Genomic DNA, 16,066 nt, shown 5'->3' with positions numbered 1-16,066 from the left:
CTTGCTACCTCGATGTCGGTTCTTTCCATCCTGGCTGTGCAGCAGCAGCCAAGGGTGAGGTTGTTCGCCTATTAAAGGAGATCGTGAGCTGGGTTTAGACCGTCGTGAGACAGGTCGGTTACTATCTACTAGAGGTGTATGTGGTCTGAGGGTAAGTTGCTTTTAGTACGAGAGGAACAGAGCAACGGCGCCACTGGTCGATCGGTTGTCTGACAAGGCACTGCCGAGCAGCTACGCGCTAAGGAATAAGAGCTGAATGCATCTAAGCTCGAAATCTAACCTAAAAAGAGACCACTTTAAGGGTTCCGGTAAAAGACCGGATCGATAGGAATGGGATGTAAGCACCAAGGCAACGAGGTGTTCAGTCCGCATTTACTAATATCCGTGCCTCATCCGTCTCGCTTTGTCCAGGCGATATCTGATATGTAATATGATCTACATGATCACAATCCGTTAATTTGAATGAGTATGGCGGCCATAGCGGTAGGGCCACTCCTGTTCCCATCCGAACACAGAAGATAAGTCTACCCACGTTGTTTACTGTACTGAAGTACGAGAGTCTTCGGGAAATCTGCATCGCTGCTATGCTCACTATTATTAATTTGCTTTTTTGTTGCTGGATTTATGATCAATAGCTTTAGCTCTATTTTTGCATATTTAAGCAGAATATTTAGTCTAACTGATCTATTTTTGTCTTGAAAAAAGCTCGAAGGTCGCACAGTCAACAAGCTCTGATATGAAACTTCAATCGTAGCTTATATCTACTTTAATGTATATATTTACTCTTTGCAATGTCTTGTGAACAGGTCATTTATGGCACCATAATATATGGGGATGAGTTTGAAGCAATTGATGGGTATGTTTGCATAGAGGATGGTATCATAACCGAAATAGGCGAAGAACCCACAAAAAGCAAGAACATAATAGCTCCATGTTTTGTCAATTCCCATACGCATATCGGAGATTCCATATGCAAGGACCCTGTACTCGGGAACTGTGAGAACTTCAAAGTATCTAAGGACCTCGATGCTCTTGTACGACCACCGGACGGTCTGAAGCATAGGATACTTGAAAACACTCCTTACTCCGATCTGGTCAGTTCTATGAGAACTACCATTAAAGATATGCTAATGACGGGTACTTCCGCATTTGCAGATTTCAGGGAAGGCGGTGTTCTTGGGGCCCTTGCACTAAAAGAAGCTGTTTCCGATCAGGATATAGACCATATCATCCTTGGAAGGCCAAAATGCACCGACCGACCACTTGAAGAAATTATCTCTGAGCTCGGCAGGGTGCTGCAACAAGCTGACGGTCTTGGTATGAGTGGTACAAATGATCTTGATATGGACCTTCTTCGCAGCTCCAAACAAAAAGCAAAAGACTGTAATAAGTTGTTTGCGATCCATGCAGGAGAAAAGAACAACACTGATATTGACAAAGCAATTTCACTGGATCCGGACTTCCTGATACACATGACAAAAGCAATGCGTTCTGATCTGCAGACAATATCTGACGCAAATATTCCTGTAGTTGTCTGTCCACGTTCCAACTTCATAACCGATGTTGGTATGGCCCCGATCTGTGAAATGCTTGAAGCAGGAGTGACTGTAGGCGTTGGAACTGATAATGTAATGCTCAATTCCGTCAATATGTTCTCTGAAATGGAGTTCCTATCCAAGGTTTTCGGTCTTGATGATAGACAAGTATTTAAGATGTGTACGCTAAATGGAGCATCAATTCTGGGACTTGAGAATACAGGTTCCATCAAGAAAGGTAACAAAGCCGATCTTATGATATTGAATGGCAATTCCAACAATCTGGTTGGTATAAGCGATCCAATAAGCGGAATGGTCAGAAGGGGTAGGCCAGACGATATTTTATCCATAATCTATACAAACTAATGATGGTGAGGGTAACATGACTAGCGAACTGTATAAGAAAGTAATGGTAGCAACCGATGGTTCTGAACAGAACAAAAAAGCAATATCCTATGGTATTGAATTTGCAAAATTGAGTGGGGCAAAGTTGTATGTGGTCTATGTTGTGGATACAGCTGCGTTTGCTTCCATTCCAATGGATGCCGGATGGGAAATGATGTATGAACTTCTGGAAACTGAAGGCAAAGATGCATCTGATCGGGTTGTAGAGTTGGGTGAAGCTCAGGGACTGGAAATTGAGTCCGCTGTTCTGGAAGGTCATCCAAGCAATGAGATCATCGAATTTGCAGAAGGAAATGACATCGATATGATAGTGATCGGTACACTCGGTAAAAGTGGACTTGACAGGTTCCTTCTTGGAAGTGTTGCTGAAAAGGTCACTCGTAATTCTAAAGTGCCCGTACTCGTTGTACGCGGTGAAGTAAACAAATGAATTTATTGAGGTTAATTGAACATGCCTAAGGAAACACTGGTCAGAGATATTATGGTGAAGGACGTTGCATGCGTTTCCCTTCCCGGATCAAGAGATGAAGTTCTTTCCATTCTGAAAGACAAGAAGGTCTCAGGACTTCCAGTTATCAAAGATAACAAATTGGTCGGAATTGTGAGTCGTTCCAATCTTCTAAAGAAACCTACAGAGGAACAATTAGCCCTGTTAATGGTACGTGATCCTGTCTCAATAGGACCTGAAGAGGATATTACTGTAGCAGCACGTCTTCTTTTGAAGCATGGTATCAGAAGGTTACCTGTTGTAGAAGGCGAAAAGCTTGTGGGGCTTATCACTGTTGCTGATGTAGTGGGCAGTCTGGTGGATTTGAATATCACCACTCCTATAACTGAATATCTCAATTCCGGTGTAGGTCCGGTCTGGTATGAGACTCCACTTCCCGTTGTGGCAAGGAACATGGAGCTGGCACATGTAAAAGCAGTTCCTGTTATTGACACAAATCTCGATATCGTAGGTCTTATCACTGACCGTGATATCATAAGTGCAAGTGTCATTGAAGACTCTGTGGAAGTGTCCAATATGTCTGCAGGTGCAGATGATGATGAATGGACCTGGGAAAGTATGAGGGATACCATGAGCATCTATTACAGTGTCTCAAGGATAAAGGTTCCTTCAGTGCCCGTTAAAGAAGTCATGGTCAAGGAGCTGATCTCAGCATCAAGTAATATGGGTGTCAGCGAATGTGCACTTAAGATGAAAAGGAATAGGATCGATCAGGTTCCAGTGGTCAATGCAAACCAGAAATTCATAGGCCTTTTGAGGGATCGCTATCTTTTAAAAGCCATCCTTAACGCTTGATCATAGATATTTTGAAAGGAGGTTTTCTCCTTTCGATACTTTTTTAATTTATTAACCGGATGTAATTCACATGAACAGACCATTTACCTTCATAAATTCTGCAATGTCTGCTGATGGTAAAATATCTACTAGGGAGAGAAAACAGGTACGCATCTCCGGAGATATCGACTTTGATAGGATGGATGAGCTTCGTGCATCATCAGATGCGATAATGGTGGGGGTAGGTACGGTTCTCGCAGACGATCCCAGCCTGACTGTAAAATCTCAGTCCCGTCGTGATGTTCGCAAGAGTGCAGGATTTGACGAAGACCCTGTACGTATAGTCGTGGATAGTAAAGCCCGAACGCCTCTGGATGCGGACATTTTTAAAAAGGGAACTGGTATGCGCATTGTTGCCATCTCAAGCTCTGCCCCTAAAGGAAAGGTGGATGCCCTTTCAGAAAAAGCAACAATTATCACCGCAGGTGATGAAAAGGTCGATCTTGCCCTGCTCATGGGCCAGCTAAGTTCAATGGGCATTCAAAGATTGATGGTCGAAGGCGGTGCAACTCTCAACTGGGGTTTGCTTTCCAATGGTCTTGTGGATGAGGTATTCTCTTTTATAGGTAATATCTTCATAGGTGGCAATAGCTCTCCCACTCTTGTTGATGGGGAAGGGTTCCTCAAAGGTGATCTCCTGCCTCTTGAACTGATAAGTTCCGAAACCATGGAAGAAGGTGTATTGCTCAAATGGAAAGTACTTAATAAATGACTCTTCGGAGCATCAATGCTCTTTTTTTATCCACTCGGTTTTGGGGGCACGTGTGTGAACTATGCATAACCTTTAAATGAAAAAATGTTCATAATTATTGTATTCAATAAAAATATTCTACAAAATAATTGATCCTGGTTGGTGGTATCTATGAAATTAGAGGTTCTCGTTATTACGTTATTCGCTCTGTCAGTTCTTCTTGCAGGATGTGTTTCGGATGTTACTCCTGTTGATACGGAATATGATGCAAATGAACGCGATGCTGTCCTTGTAACAGAACGACAACAAATAGATGATGCACTGGTAAACGGGCCTGTGCTTTTAAAGATAGGGGCTGAATGGTGTCCTCCATGCACTCAACTTGACCCTGTTCTCGATGAGCTTGCAAGGGACTATGAAGGCAGAGCGACTGTAATGTACATTGATTCAGAGCTCACGCCTGGTCTTGCTGGACAGTTCAGTGTTTATTCCATACCTGATACAACTGTGATAGCAGGTATCGAAGATGGAAATTATCTGTTCATGAGGCGTGGTGGTGTAACCGATACTTCACGTAACAAAGCAAGGGTCATAGGATATGTCGATAAATCTGTTCTTGAACCGATACTTGATCATGCGATCGAGTATCATTCAAATATGACTGAATAAGCGAAAGTATTTCACATACACTTTATTACTTATTAGGAATGATCTTATGGATATTGGAGGGGCGACACCATTAGCAGCATTTATAGCAGGGGTGATCAGCATATTATCTCCCTGCGTTCTTCCTTTATTACCTGTTATCTTTGCTTATTCGACTTCAAAAGGTAAACTAAGACCTCTTGCGATAGTATCCGGTCTATCCTTATCATTCGTGTTCATGGGGATAATAACATCTGCCTTTGGTTCGCTTTTTCAGCAATATCTCATTTACCTTACTGCATTTGCAGGCATAATTGTCATATTGATGGGTTTGACCTTGCTTTTTGATCTTGGGACTTTCAATTTCATTGGTAGCCTTTCGGGGAAACAGTTCAAAGAGAACGGCTTAATGGGTGGTCTGCTCCTTGGTATCTCCTTAGGTATCATATGGATCCCCTGTGTAGGCCCTATACTGGCTTCGATCTTATCCCTGGTCGCGATCGAAGGTGACCTTCTCTACGGTGCCTTCCTGTTGTTCGTATATTCAATGGGTCTTGGCATTCCCATGCTTGTAATTGCTTACTCTGTGAACATTTCCTCATCAAAGCTCAGTATGATTGCAAAGTATGATATGTATCTTAAAAAAGTAGTTGGATTCATCCTGGTAATAGTCGGGATGTGGATGCTTTACAATAATGTGCTCATCAGGCTATGAATCTGAATGGATCTGATCCGTTTAGTCACTACCAAAAATTGAACGTAGAAGGGTCAATGTGTTAATTGACCAATAATAAATTTTAAAATTAATAAGTGGTGTGAGTAGGTTTACTCACACTCACAACAGCACTTGCACTCATCCTTTTCCTTTGCAAGAGCCACAAGTTCATTGACACAAGCTACGGCCATAGGTGTTCCGCCGCGTGTACCAACACATGTGATGGATGGAACGTCCATTTTACGGACCTCTTCCTTTGATTCTGCGGAATTGACAAAGCCAACAGGTGTTCCAATGATCAGTGCCGGCTTGATGCCATGCTCGATCATTCTGCACACTGCAAGCGCTGCAGAAGGTGCATTTCCAATTGCTACTATGGAACCTTCGATCCTGTCCCTTGCCATAAGGAATCCAGCAGCAGTTCTTGTAATGCCATACTTTTTAGCAACTTCTGCGTTCTGGTCCTCATCAAGGACGCAGATCACTTCGCAATCATGCCCTTTCTTTGTAACTCCGGCTTTGACCATATTGATATCTACAAAGATCGGTGCACCGTTCTTGATGGCTTTTACACCAGCATCGATGGCATCGTCTGTATAGCGCATGATATCAGCAATGGCAGGGTCGCCTGTGGAGATCACACAACGCTGAGTGACACGTTCTTCAGGAGTCTCTTTCTCACCTTTTACAACCAGATCATGTGCAATGCGGCGACTGGTCATGTAGATGGTCTTTGCTTCATCGGTGCGAGCACCTGAATCAGAACATCCTTCTATGAGCTCTGGGTCGATCTTAACCGTCATCTCTACCAGATCTTCAAGTTCTGGCATGTCCCTTTTATTGCTATCTTCAGTAGTCATATTTCCTCTGATACCCCCTGGGTGTGATTATCTTTTCGCCGTTCTTGCTCTTCCAGATGCGTGAATCAGCATTACAGACAATTATCATTGTGCTCATATCGACCCAGTCGTTGTGATCAAGCACTTCTTCAAGAGTTGTAACGATATAGTCCTGACTTTCTCCGCGAAGTGCGTTCTTGACAAGTCCTACAGGTACGGTTCCATCCTTATGCTTCTTGATGATATCAATAGCCCTTGAGAAATTGGAGTGTCGTTGCCTGCTCTTTGGGTTGTATAGTGAGATCACGAAATCTGCTGCTGCTGCTGCATTCAGACGTTTCTCAATAACTTCCCAAGGTGTCAGCAGATCACTAAGACTGATAACAGCAAAGTCATTTACAATAGGTGCACCAAGAACACTTGCTCCAGCTGTGATCGCAGTGACTCCCGGAAGAACCTCCACATCAACTTCCAGATCAGCATGCTCAGCAACTTCCATTACGAGACCTGCCATGCCGTAAACATTAGCATCGCCGCCGCTTATCATGGAAACTACCTTGTTTTCTTTTGCAAGCTGTACTGCTTTCTTAGCACGGTCTACTTCCTTTCCCATTGCACTGCGGATTATCTCCTGGTTATCCAGAAGGTCTGCCATCTGGTCAAGATAAGTGCCGTTACCGACAATATAATCAGAATTAAGTATGACATCTCTGGCACGGACAGTAAGTTGTTCTACAGAGCCTGGTCCGATACCGATGATGAATAATTTCCCGTTTTCATTTTCATTCTGCGATTGCAATTGTAATCCTTCCATATACTTTCTTTTCCAATATCAATTTCTTATTATCAGATAATGCTAACGCTGCCGGCTCGGCAACACCTTTGAGCCCAAAGCGGCTCGCCTGTGAATCAGACGGCACATCAAAACCGTTCAGAACATCATCAGGCAGGAACTTGATCTCAAATCCCATTTCTTTGATGGCTTCTATCAGTCCGGTCTCGTTTTCCTTAAGTGTGGATGAAGCGAACATCTTTATGTCACTCACGTCCCTTTCCACTTCTTTCAATGCACAATTCACTGCATTGATGACCTCCTCGGACGACACGCCTCTGCGGGCACCTATGCCTAAGTACATTAGTGCTCCGCCTTTTCTTTTTTCAGGACAGATACATCACTATCTACAATAACGATCTTTGGTCCCTTTATCTCCAGGACTTCCACATCCTGATCGAGCAGGGCACAATTCACATCCCTTGTAGATTCCTTGTTGACTATGTCATATCCGAGCTTTGCCGCAATACCTTCGACCGAATTGCGGTTGTGTACTTCAGTAGCTGTCGTGATAACAGGTATCACTCCTATCTCGGATATCTTTCTCACAAGCTCATTGGCACCGTGGTGTCCTCCAAGCAGTGGAATGGCAAAGTTCAGGTTAGAATCGACTACCACTATGGCAGGATCTTCCCACTTATCTACTATAAGTGGTGCTATCTCCCGCACAACGATACCTGTTGCGAACACAGCTACTATTGCCTGATATTCTTCAAATATGTCTTTGAAGATATCCTTCTTGTAAATTATCACATCTGCCTCGATGTGGTCTGCAAGTTTGTTTGCCACATCGAGGTTACGTTCAAATGTGATTACAGCGGTTCTTGTGCCACTCCGTATAGGTGTGACCTCCTGTAATCGATAGGGTCTACCACACCGCCAATAAGGATCATAGCAGAGCGTATGATGCCTTCGTCCTTGACCTTCTGTGCGATATCGGCAACAGTTCCGTAAATGATCTTCTGGTCAGGCCATGATGCGTGGAAAACAACAGCCACTGGAGTATCATCTGAATACTCTACCTTTTCCATGATCTCCTCTATCTTCTGGGTGCCAAGGAAGACCGCCATTGTTGCGTTGTGCCTTGAAAGTTCCTTGAGTTGATCCTCTTCAAGGGTCTTTCCTGCAGGGCGTGTAATAATAAGTGTGTCGGAAACACCATTGAGGGTAAGCTGTGTATTAAGTGCTGCAGCAGTTGCGAACACGGAAGAAACTCCCGGAACACGCTCAACTGTAACACCGTACTTCTTCAGCTCTTCCATCTGTTCAACGACGTTACCATAAAGGGATGGATCTCCACTGTGAAGACGAACTACTTTCTTTCCTTCCTCCAGGGCATCTGCTATCCTCTTGGATATGTCTTCAAGGGTAAGGCCATAGCTGTCAACCCTTTCTCCCTTGCAGTAGTCCACGACAACAGGGTTCACAAGTGAACCTGCATATACCACAAGGTCTGCCTCTTCCAGCTTTTCCTTGCCGAGTAATGTGATAAGTTTTGGGTTACCCGGTCCGGCACCCACAAAAGTAACAACTTTATCTGTCATTGAATACACCTTTTAATCCTTCTTAGCATAAACAATGCTGAAATAGTTTCCTTTTTCGGGGATGTCTTCGCGGTTCTTGATGATGACCTCTTTGTCGGAGAATAGCCTCTCTGCAAAGATGAAATCTGTGTATCCTTCCTTGCTGAACTCCTCGATCAATTGCCTTGGACGGTTTGCTTTAAGCCTGATCTTGTGCTTTGTTTCAGAACCATCGCTGACCTCGAACGAAGTGTCAACTTCAGCATCAGCCCTTGCGGCAAAAGATGTGATCGAGCTGATCCCTGGAATTGTAGAGGTCTCTACGTCAGGATAATGTTTGTTCATGACACGCTTTAAATGTGTGAACGTAGAAAAGAAATTAGGGTCTCCAATAAGACCGAACACCACAGTACCGTTCCTTGCTTCATCTGCAATAAGGTCTGCATTCTTCTTCCACACTTCGTTCAGCACATCATAATCCCTTAACATTGGGAAATCCAATATCTCTGGGGTCGCATATGGCTCTACAAGTTTTGCAGCCATGTTCCCTGGCACATACACCTTATCGCTGTTCTTGAGAATATTAACCGCTTTAAGTGTAAGAAGCTCCGGGTCACCTGGTCCAAGTCCTACTCCTATCAACATATTTCTATCTCCATAAATTAAATCTATCGTATATAATATCAGCCTTATTAAGCGTTAGAAAGTTTTCCTACTACTATATATACAGGATTTTCCGGCTTGAACATGGTCTCTCCAGTAAGCTCATATCCTCTGGTAATGGTCACATGAACAACTTCGGAAAAAATGCCAAGCTCTTTCATCTTGTTCATTGTAGTGACAACAGTTTCGATCCTTACGGCATTGACAACAATATTTCTTGCCTTTTTTTCATAGAGCACATCCAACACTTTGGATATGTTCTTGGTGCCGCCAACAAATGCACAGTCAATAGATCCAATATCAGCGTTCCTTTCTATGGCTTCAGAAGATTCACCATGTATCAATGTGGCATCTTCAATGCCGAAATTCCTGAAATTCGTCCTTGCAACCTCAATAGCTTCTTCTCTTGCATCGATCGCAACTACTTTGAAATTGCGTGCAGTCTTTGAAGCTTCGATGGATACAGCACCTGTTCCACAACCAACATCATAGAACGTGATTCCATCGTTCAGGTCAAGTTTTGATAGTGAGATCGCAATGACCTCTGGCTTTGTAGGGCCCCCGCTTATGTGCAATAGTTCTGACATTTTTCACCTAACTAAAGTAAATTGGAGTTAATTAGATATAGCATAATAAACGTTGTCCCATAAAAGGTTGTTGTGAATGATTGCAAATAACGTTAATAAAAAACATCTGTTAGTATTGGGTACAGCCTCACATGTTGGTAAAAGTGCAATAGTGACAGCCCTATGTCGCATATTCTCTGCTGACCATAAGGTGGCACCCTTTAAAGCACAGAACATGAGCCTCAACTCATGGATAACGGTAGATGGTAAAGAGATCGGTATCGCACAGGCAATCCAGGCAAAGGCTGCGGGAATTGAACCTACAGCAGATATGAATCCTGTTCTTCTCAAACCGAAAGGGGATCGTGTCTCACAAGTTATAATTCTAGGCGAACCCTATGCCGATAAGAGTGCGGGTGCTTATTATGATTCCATAGAAGAGACCCACGATGTATTAAAGGGTGCTCTTAAGAGACTTGAGGATGAATATGATCTCATAGTGATGGAGGGGGCAGGCGGTGCTGCCGAGATAAACCTTTATGAGCGTGACATCGTCAATATAGGGACCGCAAGGATAACTGATGCTCCTATCATCCTTGTGGGGGACATTGAACGAGGTGGTGTCTTCGCAAGTCTCTATGGAACGATCCAGCTATTGCCAGAGGATGTTCGCAAGAACGTGCGTGGTCTGATCATAAACAAGTTCAGTGGCGATCCAGCCATACTTGAGTCCGGATTGACTGAACTCGAAGAGCTCACAGGTCTCCCTGTACTTGGTGTAATGCCTTATTTCAAACTTCGCATCCCTTCAGAAGATTCGGTATCCATAGGTGACAAATCTGCAGATGATGGTGAGAACCATGATGTTGAAATTGCAGTAATAAGGCTTACAAGGATCTCGAATTTCACGGATTTCGAACCCCTTGAGCACATGGCAAAGGTACGGTATGTCGACCTTTCCGATGACCTTGGAAACCCCGATGCGATCATCATCCCGGGTACAAAGAACACGACCAGCGATCTGAATGACCTCGTGGAGAGTGGAATGGCTGACAAGATAAAGTCCTTTTACGGTAAGATCCCCATACTTGGTATTTGCGGTGGTTACCAGATGTTAGGCAAATCCATCGTTGATTCTGGTATCGAAGGTGGCGAATCTGCTCGTTTGGATGGGCTTGGACTTTTGGACATCGAGACCGTTTTCGATGCATACGAAAAGCGCACGGTTCAGGTAACCAAGATCGTTAAAGAAAGTGGTCCTATCTTTGACAGTATCAAAGGTGAGGATGTAACAGGGTACGAGATACACATGGGTCTTTCCTCATCAAAAAAGCCGGTGTTTGGCGATGATGGTTGTACAGATGATAGTGGTCTTGTTATCGGTACCTATCTGCATGGTCTCTTTGAGAATGTCAACATAAGGCGTGCTCTTATCAGTTATCTTCTCGAAAGAAAAGGGCTTGAGTTCAAGGAAGAGGATATTCCTGATAAGGATCCCTATGATGAACTTGCAGACGTTGCTCGTGAAAATCTTGACATAAATAAGATATATGAAATGCTCGGATTAGAACCTGAAAAGGTCTGATCCACTCCATTCTCTTTCTTTTACTTCTTTATTCTCTTTTTTTATTCTTCATATTACTTTTCAGGTTTTATTGGTGATGTGGATGTGAACTTTGAAGGGCGATGCTTGTTCCTCCAAACTTCCTTGTGTTCGAAGAATCGAGTTGTTCTAATGTCTTGAAAAGGAGCCTTGCACATAAAGGTGTGAAAAATGGTGACTTTATGTTCTACTTTATGACTTTTTGTGCAAAACTTTGAAAAGGAGAACATTTATATAGAGGTCGCACAATTATACATTAATGTACATACTTGTACACAAATGCAAAAGGTGATTACATGAAATATTATCTACAGAAATTAATTGATGGTCATGATCTTTCAATGGTGGAATCTGAAGCTGCCATGGGACAGATACTCGAAAGTGCTACTGATGCACAGGTCGGTGCATTTGTGATGGGTATGAAAATGAAAGGTGAAACTCCCGATGAGGTGGCAGGGTTTGCAAAAGGGATGCTTAAAGTTGCAAACATGATCCGCCCTAAGGTTGATGGTATACTCGTTGATACCTGTGGCACGGGAGGGGATCGGCACAATACTATTAATATCTCAACAGCTGCTGCAATTGTTGCTGCGGCCGCAGGTGTGACCGTTGCAAAACACGGGAACCATTCGTTCACATCACTTTCCGGTAGTGCAGATGTTCTCAAAGAACTGGGTGTCAAGATCGATCTGGAACCTGATAATGTTAAAAGGTCAATTGAGGACATTGGTATCGGGTTCATGCTGGCTCCCAAATTCCATCCTGCAATGAAGAGGATGGTAGGTCCAAGAAAAGAGCTTGCTGTAAGGACAATGTTCAATATTCTCGGTCCTCTGACAAATCCAACCGGTGCAAAGGCACAGGTTATCGGGGTCTTTGACAAAGGTCTTTGCAATCTTATGGCAGAGGTTCTGAATAAACTCGGAAAGGAACATGTATTGGTCTTCCACGGGGATGGCATGGATGAGATCTCAACACTTTCTGAAACATTTGTTGCTGAACTTAAAGATGGTGTCATCTCAAATTATACGCTCACTCCTGAAGAATTGGGGATCGCAAGGGCAAAGGCCACTGATATTGTGGGCGGCACTCCTGCAGAAAATGCCCGTGACCTTCTGTATATTCTCAATGGGGAAAAAGGTGCAAAACGTGATATAGTCGTTGTCAATGCCGCTGCAGCGATATATGTTGCAGGACTGGCAAACTCGATAAAAGATGCTATTCCTTTGGCGGAAGATGCTATTGATAGCAAGAAGGCATTGAATAAGCTTAAAGAATTAGTAGAATTTACATCTGGTAATAAGGTGGATAATGAGGCATTTAACACGGGTCAAAGTCTGCGGAATTAAGTCTGTTGAAGACGTTGATCTTGCAGTACGTTCCGGGGTGGATGCGGTTGGTTTTATAACCGATGTGCCCGTGGACACTCCTCGCAAGATAGGTCTCCAAAAGGCAAAGGAGCTTATAGCTCGTGTACCTTTTTTTGTGGATTCGGTGCTGGTAATAATGCCGGCTTCAGCGCAGGAGGCTATCGATATGATCAGGGCCGCTAAACCGGATGTTGTCCAGATCCACAGTCAACTCGATATTGAGGAAATGAGAATTTTAAGGGATAATACTGATGTCAGTATAATTCGCACTTTCCATGTTCAAGGGGATGTGTCTGCTGACGATCTGAGCAATAATATAAATCTGTTCACTTCAGAAAACCTTATTGATGGTGTTCTGCTGGATTCATATGTGTCAGGCAAAGTGGGAGGCACCGGTCAGTTGCATGACCTTTCCGTAAGTAAACGTGTAGTTGATCTTGTGGGTGTTCCTGTCATATTGGCAGGTGGTCTGAATCCTGATAATGTTAAAGCCTGTGTGGAAGAGGTCATGCCTTTTGCAGTGGATACTGCTTCGGGTGTAGAAACGGATAGATACAAAGATGTCGATAAGGTCGCTGCTTTTGTGAATGCTGTGAGGTGTGTTAGATGATATCGTTCGATCTTACAAAAGAGGAATTTACGGATATTGTATATGCTGCAGGAAAACCTGCTATTGTTCAGCTTATGGCTAAAGTGAGGTCAGACTGCTCTCCACTTCAGCTTTACACTACATTACAAAAGGACAGATACTCCTACTTGCTTGAATCAGTGGAAAAGGAAAAACGTCATGCTCGCTTTTCATTTGTAGGTGCTTACCCTGATGGTGTTGTGAAGATAAGTGGTCGCACCCTCGTACTGGAATGCACGGCAGATTCACCATTGATCAGTAATGTAAGACAGAATATGGCTTCTGAATGTGACATCATTGAAGATACTGGTGATGTATTAAAAGCGGTCATACGTGATGGTCATGATGTGCTTGATGCATTAAGGACTGTGTTCCCTACTGCGAACGGGACTGTCTCGCTTAACTGCGAAAGGTTTGACAGACAGACGTTCCTTGGTGGTGCTATTGGTTACAATGGTTACGACATTGTGTATGATTGCTGGTTAGATACTGAACGAAGTCATAATTCAGATATTCCTGATATGCAGTTCATTCTCACAACGAAGACATTCGTTTTCGATCATCTCACAGAGGAAACGTACATTGTACTGACTCCGTTCATGGATATCGGGTGCGATGCTGGTGCTATATATGATGGTGCTTTGCATGATGCAGAGAGAATGCATAAATGCCTTTGTCTGGCAGGCGATGTCGAACAAGACATCTTGCCACCGGTAATGGATGCAGGCGAACCCGTTTGCAATATGGGCAAGGATGTGTTCGAGAAAGCAGTGATGACTGCAAAGCAGCATATCATCGATGGTGATATTTTCCAGGTGGTCTTGTCCAGAAGATATTCTGTCAGGCTGCAACAGTCTCCTCTTGAACTTTATCGTACTCTGAGGGAAATCAATCCAAGTCCGTATATGTACCTTTTCAGTTTCGATGATCTTAGTATCGTGGGTGCAAGTCCTGAGACACTTATGACTGTACATAAGAGGAATGTTATTACGAATCCTATTGCAGGGACATGTCCTCGCGGGAATGATGAGGCTGAGGATGCAAAATATGCTGCTCATATGATGGCGGATGAGAAAGAGCGTGCAGAACATGTTATGCTTGTGGACCTTGGGAGGAACGATGTCCGTATGGTCTCTCAGTCCGGGTCGGTAAAAGTAAAGGACCTGATGAGTGTCGTGAAATATTCTCATGTGCAGCATATCGAAAGTACTGTTTGCGGTGTGTTAAGGCCAGAGTGTGATCAGTTCGATGCGACACGTGCTATCTTTCCGGCAGGTACGCTTTCAGGTGCACCTAAGATAAGGGCAATGGAAATCATCGATGAGTTCGAAACATCTGCACGCGGTGTCTATGGTGGTGGAGTCGGCTATTATTCGTGGAATGGCGATGTAGATACCGCTATCGTGATCAGGACAGTTGTTATTAATGGTAATACTGCTTATATTCAGGCGGGTGCGGGAATTGTGGCGGATTCCGATCCGACATATGAGTATGAGGAAACCGAGCGTAAGATGGCTGCTATGCTGACTGCTATGGGGGTCAAAAGATGAAAGTGCTTTTCATTAACAATAGGGATTCTTTCGTATGGAATCTTGTGGATTATGTGTCCATGTATGAATCCGATACAGTTGTAGTGCCCAACACTATTTCTGTGGAGGAGGTCCGGGACATCAAACCTGATGCAATAGTGATCTCACCGGGTCCGGGAAATCCTGGCAATGCACGTGATATTGGAAGTTGTCTTGATATCATCCGTGAGTTTGGTGTTAAAGTGCCTATACTTGGTGTATGTCTTGGCCACCAGTCGATTAATACTGTTTATGGAGGTACCATCGGTCATTCTCCTGATGGACCGGTTCATGGTAAGGCCTCAATGATCTCGCATGATGGATCTGAGCTTTTCGAAGGTATTCCTGGAACATTTGCTGCAGGGAGATATCATTCCCTTTCTATCCATGAGCTAGCTAAGGATGTCAAAGTGATAGCAGAGAATGATAATGGTGTCATAATGGGCATCAAACACAGTTCTTATCCTGTTTATGGGGTGCAGTTCCATCCGGAATCGATATTAACTCCGGAAGGGTTGAAATTGGTCGGCAATTTCCTGAAGCTGGCAGGTATGCGAACGAAGGGTTAATGTCCATTGGTGTTATCTTTTTGAATATGATAATTGGACTGACCGGAACTCCGGGTACTGGCAAAACGTCTGTTAGCAGGCTTCTTCAGGAGCATGGCTATAATGTGCTTTACCTGACCGACCTGATCAAAGATGAATGCCTCTATTCTGAGGTGGATGAGGATAGGGATACACTGGTTGCGGATATGGACCGCGTGTTCTCCCGTGTCTGTGAGCTGGCCGGTGATGATGAAGGGGTGAACATTATCGATAGTCATATGGCCCATCACATTGCTGATGTGGTCATAGTTCTGCGTACTGCTCCCTCAGATCTTAGGGAACGTCTCAGGCTGCGCAATTATTCCTATGCCAAGATAGAAGAGAATGTGGAGGCTGAATGTCTGGACGTTATATTGGTTGAGTCTGTGGAATGGTGTCAGAAAGTATATGAGCTTGATACTACCGGAAGAATGGCAGAAGATGTGGTGACTGATGTGGAGGAAATTATATCGGGTATTCTGTCAGGTGACGATTCCGAGGTTTACCAAAAGTATATGCCCGGTTCCTTTGACTGGAGTGGGGAGATATTCTGA

General features: G+C 43.8%; 19 protein-coding genes and 2 rRNA genes. 14 read left to right on the top strand and 7 right to left on the bottom strand.

Annotation, left to right across the window (positions count from 1 at the left end; genetic code table 11):
* From QAS77_RS00805 to QAS77_RS00770, 8 genes are all read left to right on the top strand, one after another.
* Positions 1-398: ribosomal RNA gene (locus tag QAS77_RS00805) — 23S ribosomal RNA — on the top strand; the annotation flags it as partial.
* A gap of 69 nt (positions 399-467) precedes the next feature.
* A 5S ribosomal RNA gene (gene rrf, locus QAS77_RS00800) occupies positions 468-588 on the top strand.
* Between the two features lie 203 nt (positions 589-791).
* On the top strand, positions 792-1,901 hold the full coding sequence (locus QAS77_RS00795) for an amidohydrolase family protein (protein WP_250868957.1): 1,110 nt from the start codon (positions 792-794) through the stop codon (positions 1,899-1,901).
* A gap of 16 nt (positions 1,902-1,917) precedes the next feature.
* A complete protein-coding gene (locus tag QAS77_RS00790; protein ID WP_250868958.1) occupies positions 1,918-2,370 on the top strand; it encodes a universal stress protein in 453 nt (150 codons plus the stop codon).
* 21 nt (positions 2,371-2,391) lie between these two features.
* Positions 2,392-3,243 carry a CBS domain-containing protein gene (locus tag QAS77_RS00785; protein ID WP_305063794.1) on the top strand — a complete coding sequence of 284 codons (852 nt, stop codon included), beginning with the start codon at positions 2,392-2,394 and terminating at the stop codon, positions 3,241-3,243.
* Between the two features lie 70 nt (positions 3,244-3,313).
* Positions 3,314-3,994, top strand: a complete 681-nt coding sequence (locus QAS77_RS00780; protein WP_250868960.1) for a 2,5-diamino-6-(ribosylamino)-4(3H)-pyrimidinone 5'-phosphate reductase — start codon at positions 3,314-3,316, stop codon at positions 3,992-3,994.
* A gap of 150 nt (positions 3,995-4,144) precedes the next feature.
* On the top strand, positions 4,145-4,642 hold the full coding sequence (locus QAS77_RS00775; protein ID WP_305063792.1) for a thioredoxin family protein: 498 nt from the start codon (positions 4,145-4,147) through the stop codon (positions 4,640-4,642).
* A gap of 46 nt (positions 4,643-4,688) precedes the next feature.
* Positions 4,689-5,333, top strand: coding sequence for a cytochrome c biogenesis CcdA family protein (locus QAS77_RS00770; RefSeq protein ID WP_305063791.1), 645 nt, complete (start codon positions 4,689-4,691; stop codon positions 5,331-5,333).
* Between the two features lie 110 nt (positions 5,334-5,443).
* Here QAS77_RS00770 and QAS77_RS00765 read toward each other — a convergent pair whose 3' ends face one another.
* Genes QAS77_RS00765 through cbiT form a run of 7 tightly spaced genes read right to left on the bottom strand, consistent with a single transcriptional unit; the run spans position 5,444 to position 9,777 of the window.
* Positions 5,444-6,193, bottom strand: coding sequence for a precorrin-8X methylmutase (locus QAS77_RS00765; protein ID WP_250868963.1), 750 nt, complete (start codon positions 6,191-6,193; stop codon positions 5,444-5,446).
* On the bottom strand, positions 6,183-6,986 hold the full coding sequence (gene cobJ / locus QAS77_RS00760) for a precorrin-3B C(17)-methyltransferase (protein WP_305063790.1): 804 nt from the start codon (positions 6,984-6,986) through the stop codon (positions 6,183-6,185). The genes QAS77_RS00765 and cobJ overlap by 11 nt, the downstream gene beginning before the upstream one ends.
* Positions 6,955-7,308: a cobalamin biosynthesis protein gene (locus tag QAS77_RS00755; protein ID WP_250868965.1), complete on the bottom strand. Its 354-nt coding sequence runs from the start codon at positions 7,306-7,308 to the stop codon at positions 6,955-6,957. Before QAS77_RS00755 ends, cobJ begins: the two co-directional genes overlap by 32 nt.
* Positions 7,308-7,793: a cobalamin biosynthesis protein CbiG gene (locus QAS77_RS00750; protein ID WP_305063789.1), complete on the bottom strand. Its 486-nt coding sequence runs from the start codon at positions 7,791-7,793 to the stop codon at positions 7,308-7,310. The genes QAS77_RS00755 and QAS77_RS00750 overlap by 1 nt, the downstream gene beginning before the upstream one ends.
* Before the next feature lie 23 nt (positions 7,794-7,816).
* Positions 7,817-8,548 (bottom strand): precorrin-4 C(11)-methyltransferase, encoded by a 732-nt coding sequence (gene cobM / locus QAS77_RS00745; protein WP_305063788.1) that lies wholly within the window; start codon positions 8,546-8,548, stop codon positions 7,817-7,819.
* A 12-nt stretch (positions 8,549-8,560) separates the two neighbouring features.
* Entirely contained in the window at positions 8,561-9,172 is a 612-nt protein-coding gene (locus QAS77_RS00740; RefSeq protein WP_305063787.1) for a cobalt-factor II C(20)-methyltransferase, read from the bottom strand.
* 47 nt (positions 9,173-9,219) lie between these two features.
* Complete coding sequence (gene cbiT / locus QAS77_RS00735; protein ID WP_305063786.1) at positions 9,220-9,777, bottom strand: precorrin-6Y C5,15-methyltransferase (decarboxylating) subunit CbiT; 558 nt, start codon at positions 9,775-9,777, stop codon at positions 9,220-9,222.
* Between the two features lie 76 nt (positions 9,778-9,853).
* Here cbiT and QAS77_RS00730 point away from each other — a divergent pair, with 76 nt between their 5' ends.
* From QAS77_RS00730 to QAS77_RS00705, 6 genes are all read left to right on the top strand, one after another.
* Entirely contained in the window at positions 9,854-11,341 is a 1,488-nt protein-coding gene (locus tag QAS77_RS00730) for a cobyric acid synthase (RefSeq protein WP_305063785.1), read from the top strand.
* A 314-nt stretch (positions 11,342-11,655) separates the two neighbouring features.
* The gene (gene trpD / locus QAS77_RS00725; protein WP_305063784.1) at positions 11,656-12,708 is read left to right on the top strand and encodes an anthranilate phosphoribosyltransferase; all 1,053 of its coding nucleotides are present in this window, start codon (positions 11,656-11,658) and stop codon (positions 12,706-12,708) included.
* A complete protein-coding gene (locus QAS77_RS00720) occupies positions 12,671-13,339 on the top strand; it encodes a phosphoribosylanthranilate isomerase (RefSeq protein WP_305063783.1) in 669 nt (222 codons plus the stop codon). Before trpD ends, QAS77_RS00720 begins: the two co-directional genes overlap by 38 nt.
* On the top strand, positions 13,336-14,907 hold the full coding sequence (gene trpE, locus QAS77_RS00715; RefSeq protein ID WP_305063782.1) for an anthranilate synthase component I: 1,572 nt from the start codon (positions 13,336-13,338) through the stop codon (positions 14,905-14,907). Before QAS77_RS00720 ends, trpE begins: the two co-directional genes overlap by 4 nt.
* Entirely contained in the window at positions 14,904-15,494 is a 591-nt protein-coding gene (locus tag QAS77_RS00710) for an aminodeoxychorismate/anthranilate synthase component II (protein ID WP_250868974.1), read from the top strand. Before trpE ends, QAS77_RS00710 begins: the two co-directional genes overlap by 4 nt.
* Before the next feature lie 26 nt (positions 15,495-15,520).
* A complete protein-coding gene (locus QAS77_RS00705; protein ID WP_250868976.1) occupies positions 15,521-16,066 on the top strand; it encodes an adenylate kinase family protein in 546 nt (181 codons plus the stop codon).

It is taken from the genome of Methanococcoides sp., from assembly GCF_030594565.1.
GTDB lineage: Archaea > Halobacteriota > Methanosarcinia > Methanosarcinales > Methanosarcinaceae > Methanococcoides > Methanococcoides seepicolus.
The sequence above is the reverse complement of the archived record's forward strand: the minus strand, read 5'-3'. Positions and strand labels throughout refer to the sequence as shown.

Bases quoted from the DNA above. Each gene is read 5' to 3' on its own strand.
- QAS77_RS00730 (WP_305063785.1), top strand. From the start codon at position 9,854: ATGATTGCAAATAACGTTAATAAAAAACATCTGTTAGTATTGGGTACA.
- cbiT (WP_305063786.1), bottom strand. From the start codon at position 9,777: ATGTCAGAACTATTGCACATAAGCGGGGGCCCTACAAAGCCAGAGGTC.
- cobJ (WP_305063790.1), bottom strand. From the start codon at position 6,986: ATGGAAGGATTACAATTGCAATCGCAGAATGAAAATGAAAACGGGAAA.
- QAS77_RS00710 (WP_250868974.1), top strand. From the start codon at position 14,904: ATGAAAGTGCTTTTCATTAACAATAGGGATTCTTTCGTATGGAATCTT.
- QAS77_RS00795 (WP_250868957.1), top strand. From the start codon at position 792: ATGTCTTGTGAACAGGTCATTTATGGCACCATAATATATGGGGATGAG.
- QAS77_RS00785 (WP_305063794.1), top strand. From the start codon at position 2,392: ATGCCTAAGGAAACACTGGTCAGAGATATTATGGTGAAGGACGTTGCA.
- trpD (WP_305063784.1), top strand. From the start codon at position 11,656: ATGAAATATTATCTACAGAAATTAATTGATGGTCATGATCTTTCAATG.
- trpE (WP_305063782.1), top strand. From the start codon at position 13,336: ATGATATCGTTCGATCTTACAAAAGAGGAATTTACGGATATTGTATAT.
- QAS77_RS00775 (WP_305063792.1), top strand. From the start codon at position 4,145: ATGAAATTAGAGGTTCTCGTTATTACGTTATTCGCTCTGTCAGTTCTT.
- QAS77_RS00720 (WP_305063783.1), top strand. From the start codon at position 12,671: ATGAGGCATTTAACACGGGTCAAAGTCTGCGGAATTAAGTCTGTTGAA.
- QAS77_RS00705 (WP_250868976.1), top strand. From the start codon at position 15,521: ATGATAATTGGACTGACCGGAACTCCGGGTACTGGCAAAACGTCTGTT.
- QAS77_RS00780 (WP_250868960.1), top strand. From the start codon at position 3,314: ATGAACAGACCATTTACCTTCATAAATTCTGCAATGTCTGCTGATGGT.
- QAS77_RS00755 (WP_250868965.1), bottom strand. From the start codon at position 7,308: ATGTACTTAGGCATAGGTGCCCGCAGAGGCGTGTCGTCCGAGGAGGTC.
- QAS77_RS00740 (WP_305063787.1), bottom strand. From the start codon at position 9,172: ATGTTGATAGGAGTAGGACTTGGACCAGGTGACCCGGAGCTTCTTACA.
- QAS77_RS00790 (WP_250868958.1), top strand. From the start codon at position 1,918: ATGACTAGCGAACTGTATAAGAAAGTAATGGTAGCAACCGATGGTTCT.
- QAS77_RS00765 (WP_250868963.1), bottom strand. From the start codon at position 6,193: ATGACTACTGAAGATAGCAATAAAAGGGACATGCCAGAACTTGAAGAT.
- QAS77_RS00770 (WP_305063791.1), top strand. From the start codon at position 4,689: ATGGATATTGGAGGGGCGACACCATTAGCAGCATTTATAGCAGGGGTG.
- cobM (WP_305063788.1), bottom strand. From the start codon at position 8,548: ATGACAGATAAAGTTGTTACTTTTGTGGGTGCCGGACCGGGTAACCCA.